Source organism: Sphingomonas sp. UYAg733 (genome assembly GCF_054057355.1).
Genome location: NZ_JBSRZE010000003.1, coordinates 62,693 through 75,872 on the forward strand (window position 1 = coordinate 62,693; position 13,180 = coordinate 75,872).

Annotated in this window: 16 protein-coding genes and 1 tRNA gene; 3 read left to right on the top strand and 14 right to left on the bottom strand. The window is 63.4% G+C overall.

The features are described 5' to 3' along the window. Positions 1 to 34: 34 nt before the first annotated feature. The 5 genes from ACVWZA_RS07690 to ACVWZA_RS07710 form a co-directional block, all read right to left on the bottom strand. Positions 35 to 967: a hypothetical protein gene (locus ACVWZA_RS07690; protein WP_457310610.1), complete on the bottom strand. Its 933-nt coding sequence runs from the start codon at positions 965 to 967 to the stop codon at positions 35 to 37. Continuing rightward, positions 964 to 1,776, bottom strand: a complete 813-nt coding sequence (locus ACVWZA_RS07695) for an inositol monophosphatase family protein (RefSeq protein ID WP_457310611.1) — start codon at positions 1,774 to 1,776, stop codon at positions 964 to 966. The genes ACVWZA_RS07690 and ACVWZA_RS07695 overlap by 4 nt, the downstream gene beginning before the upstream one ends. A gap of 169 nt (positions 1,777 to 1,945) precedes the next feature. After that, on the bottom strand, positions 1,946 to 2,509 hold the full coding sequence (gene efp, locus ACVWZA_RS07700) for an elongation factor P (RefSeq protein ID WP_457310612.1): 564 nt from the start codon (positions 2,507 to 2,509) through the stop codon (positions 1,946 to 1,948). Positions 2,510 to 2,544: 35 nt separating this feature from the next. Next, positions 2,545 to 3,132 (bottom strand): M23 family metallopeptidase, encoded by a 588-nt coding sequence (locus ACVWZA_RS07705; protein ID WP_457310613.1) that lies wholly within the window; start codon positions 3,130 to 3,132, stop codon positions 2,545 to 2,547. Between the two features lie 5 nt (positions 3,133 to 3,137). Then, positions 3,138 to 4,151 (bottom strand): L,D-transpeptidase family protein, encoded by a 1,014-nt coding sequence (locus ACVWZA_RS07710; RefSeq protein WP_457310614.1) that lies wholly within the window; start codon positions 4,149 to 4,151, stop codon positions 3,138 to 3,140. An 82-nt stretch (positions 4,152 to 4,233) separates the two neighbouring features. Here ACVWZA_RS07710 and ACVWZA_RS07715 point away from each other — a divergent pair, with 82 nt between their 5' ends. Next, the gene (locus tag ACVWZA_RS07715; RefSeq protein ID WP_457310615.1) at positions 4,234 to 4,776 is read left to right on the top strand and encodes a DUF882 domain-containing protein; all 543 of its coding nucleotides are present in this window, start codon (positions 4,234 to 4,236) and stop codon (positions 4,774 to 4,776) included. 234 nt (positions 4,777 to 5,010) lie between these two features. Next, positions 5,011 to 5,244, top strand: coding sequence for a hypothetical protein (locus tag ACVWZA_RS07720; protein ID WP_457310616.1), 234 nt, complete (start codon positions 5,011 to 5,013; stop codon positions 5,242 to 5,244). A gap of 153 nt (positions 5,245 to 5,397) precedes the next feature. Here ACVWZA_RS07720 and ACVWZA_RS07725 read toward each other — a convergent pair whose 3' ends face one another. Genes ACVWZA_RS07725 through ACVWZA_RS07740 form a run of 4 tightly spaced genes read right to left on the bottom strand, consistent with a single transcriptional unit; the run spans position 5,398 to position 7,874 of the window. Then, on the bottom strand, positions 5,398 to 5,877 hold the full coding sequence (locus tag ACVWZA_RS07725; RefSeq protein ID WP_457310617.1) for a GFA family protein: 480 nt from the start codon (positions 5,875 to 5,877) through the stop codon (positions 5,398 to 5,400). Then, positions 5,874 to 6,560, bottom strand: coding sequence for a thiamine phosphate synthase (gene thiE, locus ACVWZA_RS07730; protein ID WP_457310618.1), 687 nt, complete (start codon positions 6,558 to 6,560; stop codon positions 5,874 to 5,876). The genes ACVWZA_RS07725 and thiE overlap by 4 nt, the downstream gene beginning before the upstream one ends. Continuing rightward, positions 6,557 to 6,958: a putative quinol monooxygenase gene (locus ACVWZA_RS07735; protein ID WP_457310619.1), complete on the bottom strand. Its 402-nt coding sequence runs from the start codon at positions 6,956 to 6,958 to the stop codon at positions 6,557 to 6,559. Before ACVWZA_RS07735 ends, thiE begins: the two co-directional genes overlap by 4 nt. A gap of 7 nt (positions 6,959 to 6,965) precedes the next feature. Next, entirely contained in the window at positions 6,966 to 7,874 is a 909-nt protein-coding gene (locus ACVWZA_RS07740) for a class I fructose-bisphosphate aldolase (protein WP_457310620.1), read from the bottom strand. 144 nt (positions 7,875 to 8,018) lie between these two features. Here ACVWZA_RS07740 and ACVWZA_RS07745 point away from each other — a divergent pair, with 144 nt between their 5' ends. Continuing rightward, positions 8,019 to 8,528, top strand: a complete 510-nt coding sequence (locus ACVWZA_RS07745; protein ID WP_457310865.1) for a TlpA family protein disulfide reductase — start codon at positions 8,019 to 8,021, stop codon at positions 8,526 to 8,528. A 54-nt stretch (positions 8,529 to 8,582) separates the two neighbouring features. Here ACVWZA_RS07745 and ACVWZA_RS07750 read toward each other — a convergent pair whose 3' ends face one another. From ACVWZA_RS07750 to gap, 5 genes are all read right to left on the bottom strand, one after another. Next, positions 8,583 to 9,731 carry a slipin family protein gene (locus ACVWZA_RS07750; RefSeq protein ID WP_457310621.1) on the bottom strand — a complete coding sequence of 383 codons (1,149 nt, stop codon included), beginning with the start codon at positions 9,729 to 9,731 and terminating at the stop codon, positions 8,583 to 8,585. Positions 9,732 to 10,152: 421 nt separating this feature from the next. Further along, positions 10,153 to 10,224: transfer RNA gene (locus ACVWZA_RS07755), tRNA-Thr, on the bottom strand. A gap of 163 nt (positions 10,225 to 10,387) precedes the next feature. Then, positions 10,388 to 11,593, bottom strand: coding sequence for a phosphoglycerate kinase (locus tag ACVWZA_RS07760; RefSeq protein ID WP_457310622.1), 1,206 nt, complete (start codon positions 11,591 to 11,593; stop codon positions 10,388 to 10,390). Next, positions 11,590 to 12,165, bottom strand: coding sequence for an MOSC domain-containing protein (locus tag ACVWZA_RS07765; protein ID WP_457310623.1), 576 nt, complete (start codon positions 12,163 to 12,165; stop codon positions 11,590 to 11,592). Before ACVWZA_RS07765 ends, ACVWZA_RS07760 begins: the two co-directional genes overlap by 4 nt. Further along, entirely contained in the window at positions 12,165 to 13,175 is a 1,011-nt protein-coding gene (gene gap, locus ACVWZA_RS07770) for a type I glyceraldehyde-3-phosphate dehydrogenase (RefSeq protein ID WP_457310624.1), read from the bottom strand. Before gap ends, ACVWZA_RS07765 begins: the two co-directional genes overlap by 1 nt. Between the last annotated feature and the right edge of the window lie 5 nt (positions 13,176 to 13,180).

Genomic DNA, 13,180 nt, shown 5'->3' on the forward strand with positions numbered 1-13,180 from the left:
GAGCAAGGGCACAGGCCATGAGAATCACTCGCAATTAGGGCGCATTGACGGGCACCGGCAGGATAAGGATCGGCGTCGCTCGCTGCGCCGGGCGTGGCGCGGTTCCAGCGGGATCATAAGCGGCCCATTGCGCATCGACCACGACGTAAATGCTGTCGCCGGCAACGACGATCTGAGTCGGCTCGGGGAAGCCGGATTCACCGCCCAGTACGTGCAGATTGGTCATGTGCTTGCCGTCCGGCGCCAGCCGAAATGCAAGGACGATGCCGGGGCTCTGGCTGTTCTGCACCCCGATGAACCAGTCCACTGCCCGCGCCAGCCCATCCACACCGCGCAATGGCCGTTCGTCCTCGCGCAGGATCGGCGTCTGATTCCCCGCCGAATCGACACTGACGATGCCGACCGAATAATCCGCCACCAGCAACCGGCCATCGCCATAGGATGCGGTTGATTGCGCGCTGCGGTTGACCCCGGGCGGAATGACGGTTTCCAGCGCCGTACAGGCATCACGGCAGCGATAGACCGAGCCGTTCGAGGAATCGCCGACATGCACCACGCCGCTTGCGACCGACACGTCACCGAAATGGGCGTCGCGATCGGCCGGCGCGAGCCTCGCCTTCAGTCTTCCAATCCGGTCGATGGCGATCAGCGCGCCCTTGTCGCACACGCCTTCGGCCGCGATCTTCGGGCAATCGGTGGCGATCCAGATCCATTGGCGCATGGCGTCATAAGCCAGCCCAATCGGCCGCGCGGTGCCCGACGGCATGGCTATCGAGCGTATCGGCTTTCCGCGCCGCCAAACCAGGATCCGGCGATCGACGACGCTGCTCAGCCACACCGTTTCGCCATCGGTGGCGATGCCTTCGATCAGCCGATGGCTGGCCGGTACGGTCAGCAGGATGGCGGGTTCTGGCGGGTCGATGGCGGCCTGGGCGATGATTCCAAGCAGGGCCGCCAGCCAGATCACCGCAGCGCGTTCGCAAGCAATTTGTGCAGTTTTGATTGAAGCACGTCGTTCGCCGCGAGATATTCGCTGCGCTCGACCATCTTCTCGCCACCGCGGAAATCAGTGACGAATCCGCCCGCTTCCTTGACCAGCAACATGCCCGCCGCGGTGTCCCAATGCTGCAGGCTCGATTCCCAGAACCCGTCGAAGCGCCCCGCCGCGACCCAGGCGAGATCGAGCGCGGCCGAGCCGAGGCGGCGGATGCCGGCGACTTCGGGTGCGATCGCACCGAAGATCCGGCTCCATTCGGCAAAATTGCCATGGCCAAGAAAAGGAATGCCCGTCGCGATCAGCGAATCGGCAAGGTCACGCCGTGCCGATACGCGCAACCGTTCGGACTGAACCCAAGCACCCCTGCCCTTTTCCGCCCAAAAGGCTTCATCGGTCAGCGGCTGATAGACAAGCGCCGACGTCACCTCGCGTTTGCCGTTAGGCAACGTTTCCTCGACCGCGATCGAGATCGCGAAGTGCGGGATTCCGTGGAGAAAGTTCGACGTGCCGTCGAGCGGATCGACGATGAAGCGCGGCTTGTTGGGATCGCCGGCGACTTCGCCGCGCTCCTCCATCAGAAACCCCCAATCGGGCCGGCCACGCGACAATTCCTCGAACAAGGTCTGTTCGGCGCGCTGGTCGGCGATCGTCACGAAGTCGGCCGGGCCCTTGCGGCTGACCTGCAATTGCTGGACCTCGTTAAAGTCACGACGCAGCCGCGGCCCCGCCTTGCGCGCGGCGCGATCCATGACAGTCATCAGGCCGGAATGGGAAACCATGTTTTACTCCCCCCTCCCTTTCAAGGGAGGGGTTGGGGGTGGGTCAGCGGCGGAGGAGGCTCAATGCCTGCTCCGCAGCTATTAGTGGTGAGGTTGAGAGGCTCGCTACGCTCGCTACGCTCGCCACTCACCCCAACCCCTCCCATAAAGGGAGGGCAAGGAAGGAAGGCTAGTCGGCCCGCCTCACATAGGTCTGCTCATAGACATCGACCACGATCCGCGTGCCCGCGCCGATATGCGGCGGGACCATCACGCGAACACCGTTTTCGAGGATCGCGGGCTTGTAGGACGATGATGCCGTCTGCCCCTTCACCACCGCGTCGGCCTCGATGATCAGCGCTTCGATCGTGTCAGGCAACTGCACCGAGATCGGGCGCTCCTCCCACAACTCCATCACGACATCCATGCCGTCCTGCAGGAACGCCGCCGCATCGCCGAGGATATCGGCGTCGAGCGTGATCTGCTCGTAATTATTCTTGTCCATGAAGGTCAGCGTATTGCCCTCGCGGAACAGGAACTGGAAATCGACCGTGTCGAGGCGGACGCGCTCGACGCTCTCGGCGGAGCGGAAGCGGACATTGTTCTTGCGGCCGTCGATCAGGTTCTTCATCTCGACCTGCATATAGGCCCCGCCCTTGCCCGGCTGGGTGTGCTGGATCTTGACCGCGCGCCAGATGCCGCCTTCATATTCGAGAATGTTGCCGGGACGAATCTCGACCGCGTTGATCTTCATGACCTATACCTGCTGGAAAGAGCGAAGCGGGGCCTTTAGCCGGGGGCGGGCTTTCCGGCAAGATAGGGGTAGGGATCGACATCCTGCCCTTCGTACCAATGCTGTTCGGGCGTCGTGCGCGCCAGGCCGAAATGCAGATGGTAATTGCCGGCGCCCGCATTGCCTGTATCGCCGACGAAACCGATCTGGTCGCCGGCCTTGACCGCCTGCCCTTCGTGCAGGGCCGGCGCATAAGCCGCGAGATGCGCATAATAATAGATCCAGTCGCGCCCCGGTGAACGGACATAGATGGTCGTTCCTCCCGCCGCACTGGTCCACAGCTTCTCGACCGTACCGGGCGCGGCGGCAAGCACTGGCGTGTTGGCCGGCGCCATGATATCGGTGCCGTGGTGCGCGCGAAGGCCATTATCGCGTGGATCGCCCCAATTATCGCTCAACGCTTCACGCCGGATGCCCGCAACCGGCACCGCCAGCGCGGGCGCCGGCGCGCCGTTCTGCGTAACCTTCAGCGGCTCGGCCGGTTTCACGGTCCGGGCCGCATCGGGCAGGAATATCAGCAACGCGACCCACACGCCGATCAACGCCAGGAAAGCGATCAGCAGGCCATAGCCCAATTTGCGCAAAATGCTCAGGGCTGGAACACGGCGGGCGTCCCCGGCTTGACCATCAGTGACAGCCGCGCCGCGTCCCAATTGGTCAGACGGATACAGCCATGGCTTTCCGCGCGCCCGATCGTGCTCGGTTCGGGGGTGCCGTGGATGCCGTAATGCGGTTTGGACAAGTCGAGCCAGATCACCCCGACCGGTCCGTTCGGGCCGGGCGGCAGTTTCGCCGCCTTGTCGCTGCTGTCTGCGTCCCAGAACAGTTTCGGGTTATAATGGAAGGGGGGATTGTAGGACGCCCCCTTGATCGTCCAGCTGCCGATCGGCAGCGGATCGTTGCTGCTGCCCATCGTCGCCATGAACTGGGCGATCAACTTGCCGTCCTTGTCGAGCACGCGGAGCACCTCATCGGACTTGTCCACCACCACTTTCGTCCCTTGGGGTTGATTGGCGTCGACGTTCAGATCGGCGAGTGTCTTGCGCCATTCGGGGGACAGTTTCGAATCATAATCACGCGACGCTGGCAGCGCATTAGGAACGACGATCGGCGAACCTGGCGTCAGTTTCGCCGTCAGCCCGTTGAGTTCGACCAGCACGGCCGGCGTTGTATGGAACATCTCACTGAGCTTTTCCAACGGCGATCGGTATCCGAGCGCCGGCAATCTGGCCTGGTCCGCCGGCTCCTTGGGCAGTGGGTCGGTATAGGGGCCAGCTAGCGTCGTCGCCGCCAGGGCGAGTGTTCGAGTCGGACGAAGCGCGCGAAAGGGATAGAGCGCACGAAGCGTGACCGGATCCATTTCGCCGGTTTCCCTCAGACCGCGCGATTCCTGAAACCCTTTCAACGCGGCCACCAACGACTTGCCCGAGCGACCGTCGAGGACGCCGGGCGAGAAGCCGAGATGGTCGAGAATCACCTGAACATGAAGAATGGAGCGATCAAGCGTCGGCGCGGCAGCAGCTTTTGTTCCCTGGGCCAAGGCATAAACGGGACCAAGAGTTGCAATTGCCAGACAGGCCGCGCCCACCGTTATTTTTCTCATAATCTCAATCCCCTACATATATTCCATGCAGATAACGACGGACCGGGGGCTTGTTTCCATTTCTCAGCAGACATCATCGCCAATGATATCCCGGCGCTCGCTGCTCGGCGCCGGCCTTGCCGGGGGCGCCGCCCTTACCATGCCCCTGCCCGCCATGGCGGCCGGCGCCGAATGGCGTCTGGCGATCCGCAACGTCCACACCAACGAGACCGTCGATGCCGTGTTCGCGCGGAACGGCAATTTCGTCGCCGACGGCCTCGCCGAACTGAACCATGGCTTGCGCGACTGGCGCACCGGTCAGATATTCCCGATGGATCGCCAACTGCTCGGGCTGTTGGTTCAGCTGCGCGAGAAGCTCGACGTCAGGGGCGGGCGGAAGATCGACCTGATTTCCGGCTATCGCTCGCCCGACACCAATGCGGCACTGCGCGTGCGTGGTGGCGCGCATACCGGCGTGGCGAGCCAGAGCCAGCATATGCTGGGCAAAGCGACCGATATCATGATCCAGGGCGTTTCGCTCGATCGGCTGCGAGGCGCGGCGCTGGCGCTAGGTGGTGGTGGCGTCGGCTATTATCCGCGCGACGGCTTCGTCCATGTCGATACCGGACGCGTGCGTCACTGGTAACGCGCTGACGGGGATCGACGCGCCCCGCTATCGGTTTAACGTCGATCCAACTTGCCGAATGCCGCAGATACGTCACCCCAGCGAAGGCTGGGGTCTCTGGGGTTGAGCCACTGTGCCGCCCCAGTCTTCCCGATATTCCCGCAGGGCCTTCAACAAATACCTGTGCAGGCTCACCGATTTTCCCGCAGTTTTTCCCGCAGCTTCCCGCAGCTTCCCGCAAAAAAGCGTTTTTCCATGAAAATTCCCGCGGCAACGGGAATTTGGTTGATGGCGGCGCATCAGAACGCTGCGGCTTCAGGTGGCCAATATCGCCGATTCAATCTCGCTTGTGCAACCGCTAGTCCAATCCAGACGACGCCTCGCAACCGCCGCCCGCTCTTTCACATGACGAATATCAACCGCACGCTGTTCCAAGGGAAGCGCGATAGCGATTTGCGTGGAGAGGTGGAGATCGCCCACTCGGAATGACGCCTGATTTTTGACCGCCCCGCCGCACCTGGGGCCAAACAATGTTCGCGCTGAGTCTGTCGGGGCCTGCATGCAAAACGACGTCGCGTCTGTGGTGAGCAGCCTTTGACTGGCTCAGGGTGGACGGTAGCGCGTGGGACAGCGTGGCAGCAGCTACCCTGCGAACGTCGCCATCAGCCGCGCCGTACGTTCCTCGCCCAGGTCCACGCCGACACCATTTTCGGGTAGCGTCGGAAATTGCGCCACACCCTCGGGGATCATCACCCAGGGGTGTTTCGACCGCGTGAAATAATGCGCATCGGGGGTCAGGAGTTCGCCCCGATCCAGCGTCCCCGCACGCACGAAACGCGCCTTGTCGCCGAACATCGGGTGATCGGCGTAGAGCAAGGTGTCGCATACCCCGCAACGCCACGCCCGCGTATCGCCCTTGTCTCCACGCTCCAGGCTGCGCACGATCGGTTCGCCCCGGAGGATTTCTATCCAACCGGTTTCCGTCATGACATTGATCGCGAACGCCGACCCGGTGATGCGCTGGCAGTCGCGGCAATGGCAGCAATTGGTCGTGATCGGTGCGCCGTGCATCCGATAACGCACCGCGCCGCATTCGCAGCCGCCGTCGAAAGCCTCGTTCATCCCAGCACCGCCGCGAACTCCTTGACTGCCGCCGCCTCGTCACCGCCCCATACCGCATGGGAAACCGCGATAAAGTCGGCACCCGCCGCGATCAATGGCGGCGCGTTGCCAGGCGTGATGCCGCCGATCGCGACGCTCGGGACTTCGAAGACGGTCGACCACCAGCTCAGGATCACCGGATCGGGCACATGGCTGACGGTCTTGGTGGTGGTCGGAAAAAAGGCACCGAACGCTACATAGTCCGCCCCCGCCTCCCCCGCTTCCATCGCCAGATGGCGGCTGTCGTGGCAGGTCACACCGATCTGCGCGGTCGGCCCCAGCACCGAGCGCGCCTCGCGCGGGTCACCATCTTCCTGGCCGAGATGCACGCCATCCGCTTCCAATCTTTTGGCGAGCGAGATGCTGTCGTTGACGATGAATGCAACGTCACGCTCGGCGCAGATCGCGCGTAGCGGCTCGCCCAGCCGCGCGGCCTCGTGCTGGTCGACATCCTTCACACGGAACTGGAATGCCGCCACCGGCCCGGCGTCGAGCGCACGCGCCAGCCGGTCGGGGAAAGTGCCGCCGACATCGAGCGGCGAGATCAGGTAAAGCTGGCACGGTGGCCGCCGGATGTCGCGCGTGAAGCGCGCCGCGAAATTCGGGTCGAGCGGGCCGAGCGGGTCGTCGATGAAATCAGTCATCGCGCGCCCTTAACACCGCTGATCGGCCGCGTCTCGGCACTGCTGTCGAAACCGGCGATCAGCGGACGGCCCTTGGTGATCGCGTTGCGCACGGCGGGTAATTTCAGCGACGCATCATGCGCTGCCTTGCTCTCCCATACCTCAGTCACCCACAACGCATCGGCATCGGCGAGATCCTCGGCAACGACATAGCTGAGGCAGCCTGGCATCGTATCGGACCCAGAGGTGAGCAGCGCGGCCAGCGCGTCACGCTGGCCAGGCTTGGCGATCATCCGGCCGATCATGCCGTACATCTCACCCTCTTCCGCCATCGCGGTTGACGGCAGGCCGATCAGCGCGATCGCAAAGGCGCCGCCGACAAAGGCACGCCGCCCGGCGATCGCCCCGTCCTTTACCATCGGTCGCTCACTCCTCGTTCTTATAGATGCGTACGAGCTTTTCGAGCATGGCAAGTGCTTCGCCGCGCTCGCGCTGGAAGGTGTTGCGCCCGATGATCGAGCCATTGCCGCCGCCGTCGCGAATGTCGCGCGCGTCCTGATAGACCGCATCGATGCCCTTGGCCGCGCCGCCCGAGAAGATGACGATGCGGCGGCCGGCGAAGCTCGACTGCACGACGTGACGCACGCGGTCCGACTGCTTCGACCAGTCAGTGCCCTCGTACATTGGTTTGGCTTCCTTCTGCTCGATATGGTCGCTCGGCAGCTTCACCTTGATGATATGCGCGCCGAGTAACGCTGCCATGTGCGCAGCATAGGCGCCGACATCGAGTGCGAGTTCGCCCGACTTGGGCAGCGCGCCACCGCGCGGATAGGACCAGATAACGGTTGCGATGCCGACCGACTTGGCTTCGGCCGACAGTTCGCGGATCTGGCCGATCATCTCGAACAGATCGTCCGAACCGGGATAGATGGTGAAGCCGATCGCCGAGCAACCAAGCCGCACTGCGTCCTCGACACCGCCGGTGACCGCCTGATTAGCGCTGGTCGCCCAGCTGTTCGAGCTGTTGACCTTCAGGATGGTCGGGATCTGGCCCGCGAAGGTTGCGGCGCCGGCTTCGATCATGCCGAGCGGCGCGGCAAAGGCCGACAGGCCGGCATCGATCGCGAGCTGATAATGGTAATGCGGGTCATAAGCCGCGGGGTTGACCGAGAAGCTGCGCGCCGGGCCATGTTCGAAGCCCTGATCGACCGGCAGGATGATCAGCTTGCCGGTGCCGCCAAGCTTGCCCTGCATCAGGATGCGCGCGAGATTCGCCTTCACGCCGGCATTGTCGGACTCGTACTTGTCGAGAATGGCCTTCACGATCGGCGTCATCATTGTCCCCTGTGCATGAATAAGGTGTTGGCGCGGCTGTTAGCGGGCGAGCGCGGATCGGGCAACAATGCGCGCGCATGGATCGCCGCGCTTGACGTGATCGGTATCGTATCACAGGTTCGCACCAATAGGGGGAACGGGCCAATGGCAACTCGATTGTCGCGATTTTTCAGGGTGTTCGCGATTGGCGCGGCAGCGACATTGCTGCTCGGCGCGTCGCGGCCGCCAAAGGTCGGCGACATGGCGCCGCCCTTTGAAATCACCCTGGTCGATGGATCGAAGGTCACGCTCGAACAGTTGCGCGGCAATGTCATCGTGCTGAATTTCTGGGCAACCTGGTGCGTGCCGTGCCGAGCGGAACTGCCGTTGCTAGACCGCTATTACGACATGCAAAAAAAGAACGGACTCAGGGTTTTCGCCATCACGACCGAGGGATCGCTGCCGGTGTACCAGTTGAAGAAGCTGTTCGCAGTGATGAAGATCCCGGCAGCGCGGAAAATCTCCGGGCCTTATGGGCAGATCAAAGCCGTCCCGACCAACTATATCATCGATCGCAGCGGACGAATCCGTTATGCCAAGGCGGCATCGTTCGATCTTGACGATCTGAACGAGAATCTGGTGCCGTTGCTCAGGGAGCCCGCTCCAACGCAATAGTGCGGTACTGCGATATTGAAACGGGGAGAGGCCAATGGCCCCTCCCCGTTCCGGTCAGTCACGCGGCTTTAGATGCACGAGCCGGTCGAGGACGGCATTGAGCCCCTCGCCCGAACTCGCATGCACATCGATCCGGCCGATCTTCTCGGTGATACGCTCGAGGCTCTCAAGCTCCTTCAGGCGCAGCAGCGTGGGGTTGTCCTCCATCAGCTTTGCCGTGTTGAGCAGCGAGCGCGTCGCCGCAGTCTCCTCGCGCCGGCGGATCAGGTTCGCGTGAGCGAGCTTCTCCGCCTCGATCACCTTGTTGAGCAGCTCCCGCATCTCACCGGGAAGGATGACGTCCTTCACGCCGAGTTCGGTCACGACCACACCGATATCACCAAGCTCGCGCCGGACATGACCGACGATCTGCGCATCGACCGTTTCGCGGTCGTTGAGCACCTCATCGAGCGTCCGCCCGCCCACGGCCTCACGGACCGCGAACTGGACGAGCTTATAGATGTGCGCCTGGTAATCCGGCGTCGCGAGCGCGGCCTTCTCCACGTCCGTCACCTGCACGAAGCTGGTGAGCGTCACCCGGATCGAGATACGGTCGCGCGTCAGGATCTCCTGCGCGGTCACCTCGAGCGGCAGTGGCCGCGTGTCGAGCGTCCGGGCAGTAACCTTGCGGCCGATCTGCCAATAGCCGTAACGACCTGGCTTCAGCGTCTCGACAAGCTCTCCGTCGAAGAAGACGAGCCCCGCCTGCGCTTCCGCCACGGATACGATTGCGATCGCCGCGACCAGCCCACCCGTGACCGTATCGGCCTTTTCGAACGCCACCAGTTGCGCCTTGCCCAACCGCGCGTCGGCGAGCACGTCGAAGGTCTCGACGCGAACGTCGTTGAGCACCTTCCACACATGCACCGCCTGGCCCGGCCGTACGATCAGCGACGCCCGCCCATCGAGCCACACCACCGCCGCCTGGCCTTCGCCGGGCCGCACGACCATGAAATACTCGGCCGCCATCGCCGGGTGCAGCTTTTCGATGATCGCAGCCCAGGACGAATTGAATACGCCCTGTGCGGTAACGATCTCGGCGCTGAGCCGGTTATTCCAATCCCAGAACGCGTGGCGTCCGGGATCGAGCATCTGAAGCAGGCGGCCATCCTTAACGAAGAGGCCGCGCTGGTTCTCGGCAACAATGAATTCCTTGCGGATCATCGCCGTCCTCCTCTTCGTCCGCCAAGCCCAATTGCCAAGCGGGAGGGGGCGGTTAGGCGTGGATCGTTACGGGCGCAAGTATAAAATGCTGCACTGCACCATATAACGAAATGTGCATATCTTGAACCGTTAGCTCTGGGAGACGGCGGCCGGGAAGGTCGGCCGGGGGATGTTCTCCGTCACGCGGCGGTTCGGCGATTGAGGCTGGCCGGTTGGCGGTTAGACGCCCCCACAGCGAACGGGCCGTGGCCCGAGCCTGGAAGGAGAACCGCGTCGCCGCGCGGCCTGCCGGTATCCTCGCCGGCACAAAGCCGGAAACCAGGTGGCGTCGGGATCGGCGCGTCGGCCAAGGCCTCGGCGCGTTTCCTTCAACCTGAATATCCCACCGGCCTTCCCACATGAAATGCCTTTTCAGGGGCATGTTTTGGAGCGGGATTCGAACCCGCTACACACAGATTACAAATCTGTTGCTCTCCCGATGAGCTATCCAAAGGGACGGCGTGAACCGTCATTCTTGCGTGGCAGGCAAGTGCTCCTACGAGCGTGATCCAGTCATGGAACACGGCGCCGGCAAAGCCGACCGCGCCCGCGGGGTCTCGAGAGCCCCAACGAAATGACCAAATCACGGACAGTTTATGCTGCGATGCAGCGAATGTCTAGCGTGAACGCGAGAGCGCGGCGACGCCGGGCAGTTCCTTGCCTTCCATCCATTCCAGAAAGGCGCCGCCGGCGGTCGAAACGAAGGTGAAATCGCCGCCGACACCTGCCTGGTTGAGCGCCGCGACGGTATCGCCGCCGCCCGCCACTGAAACGAGCGAGCCGTCGCGGGTCAGCGCCGCCGCGGTCTTTGCCAGCGCGACCGTTGCCATATCGAACGGCGGCGTCTCGAACGCGCCCATCGGGCCGTTCCACACCAGGGTGCGGCAATTCTTCAGCACGTCAGCCAACGCCTCGACTGCGGCGGGGCCGACATCGAGGATCATCTCGTCGGCCGCCACTTCATGCACATTGACGGTGCGAACGGGCGGATTGGCGCGGAATTCCGTCGCCACCACCACGTCATAGGGCAGATGGATCGTGCAATTGGCGCGTTCCGCCGCGTCGAAAATCTCTTCGGCGGTACCGGTCAGGTCGTGTTCGCACAGCGACTTGCCGACATTGACGCCGCGCGCAGCGAGGAAAGTGTTGGCCATGCCGCCGCCAATAATCAGATGGTCGACGCGGGCAACGAGATGCTTGAGCACGTCGAGTTTGGTCGACACCTTGGCGCCGCCGACCACCGCCGCGACTGGATGCTCGGGATTGCCCAGAGCTTTGTCGAGCGCGTCCAATTCCGTCTCCATCGCGCGACCGGCAAAGGCCGGCAGGACATGCGCCAGCCCCTCGGTCGATGCATGCGCGCGGTGCGCGGCGGAAAAGGCATCGTTGACGTAGAAATCGGCGAGCTTGGCCATTTCGGCGACCAGAGCGGGGTCGTTCTTTTCTTCGCCGGCATGGAAGCGCGTATTCTCGAGGATCGCGACGTCACCCGCCTGTAGCGTGGCGACCGCTTCTGCGGCTTCCGCACCGGCGCAATCGCCGATGAAGCGAACCGGGCGGCCAAGCACGACCTCATAGGGTTTGGTCAACATCGCCAGCGACAATTCCGGGTTACGCTGGCCCTTGGGCCGCCCGAAATGCGCCAGGATCAGGACGATCGCGCCCTTTTCCGCCAGTTCGGTCACTGTCGGCAGGGTCGCGCGCAATCGCGTATCGTCGGTCACCGCACCGCCGGCCATCGGCACGTTCAGATCCTCGCGCACGAGCACGCGCTTGCCCGAAATATCGCCCATATCATCGAGCGTCTTGAAGGACCTGGTCATGTTTCTTCAATCCTGATCATATCGCCGACGACGATCGTGCCGCCGGCAAGAACACGCGTACATGCGCCGCCGCGCCAGTCTGACAGCAGTGCCGCGAACAATCCCGGCGCCAATGCCTCCATCCGCTCACACGGGTTGGTCTGGCGCGTCACTTCAAGCAGCACATCCGCGCCGATACGCAATCGCGTACCGGCCAGTTGCGGCAAGTCCAACCTGTCGACCAGCAGGTTACAGCGCCGTTCGTACCAGCGAATGTTATGCCCGACCTCGGCCATCGCCGCATCCCAGTCGATCCGTTCGATCAGCGTCACCTGGCGCTTGCCCGATGCGCCGGGTTTGCGCACGCCGCGATGATCCCCGGTGATGCCGCCGTCGAGCGTCACCACCGCGCGCTCGATCACCTCCATCGGCGCCTTGGCACGGGCATGGCGGGCAATACCGGCGATCACGCCGATGGCACCCTCAATGCCATTCTTGCTGTCACCCCAGCCAAGGCCGGGATCTCCCTGTGGCGAGCGATCCGGCTCGAACGAGGAGATGCCAGCCAGCGCTGGCATGACGAGCGTGCCCATCAGATGAACTTGGCCATTGCGCCGGCGGTGTCGACCATGCGGTTGGAGAAGCCCCATTCGTTATCGTACCAGCTGACCACACGGACCAGCTTGCCGTCGAGCACCGCGGTTTCCAGGCTGTCCACGGTCGATGATGCGGAGGTGTGCATCAAGTCGATCGAAACCAGCGGCTCGTCGGTGTAGTCGAGAATGCCTTTGAGAACAGCGCTTTCCGACGCGGCCTTGAGGATCGCATTGACCTCCTCCCGGGTCGTGTCGCGCGACGGGGTAAAGGTCAGGTCGATCAGCGAGACGTCTGGGGTCGGCACCCGGATCGCCGAGCCATCGAGCTTGCCCTTCAGTTCGGGCAGCACTTCACCGACGGCACGCGCGGCGCCGGTGGTGGTCGGGATCATCGACATGCCGGCGGCACGCGCGCGGCGCAGATCGGGATGGATCTGGTCGAGGATCTTCTGGTCGTTGGTATAGGCATGGATCGTGGTCATCAGGCCGCGCTCGATGCCGATCGCGTCGTTCAGCACCTTGGCGACCGGCGCCAGGCAGTTGGTCGTGCACGATGCGTTCGAGACGATGTTGTGCCCAGCCTCAAGCTTGTCGTTGTTGACGCCGTACACCACGGTCAGGTCGACGCCCTTGGCCGGGGCAGAGATCAGCACCTTCTTTGCCCCCGCATCGAGATGCTTCTGCGCACTCTCACGGTCGGTGAAGAAACCGGTGCATTCGAGCACGATGTCGACGCCCAGTTCCTTGTGCGGCAGGTTCGCCGGGTCACGCTCGGCGGTGACGCGGATGCGCTTGCCGTCAACCACCAGGTCCTGGCCCTCGGCCGAGACCTTGCCGGGATATTTGCCGTGCACCGAATCGCGGCTGAACAGCCACGCGTTCGACTTGGCATCTGCCAGATCGTTGATCGCGACGAGTTCCAACCCGGTATCGCCCCGCTCCAGCACCGCACGCGCGACAAGCCGCCCGATACGCCCGAACCCGTTGATCGCAACCTTGACCGTCATCGAAT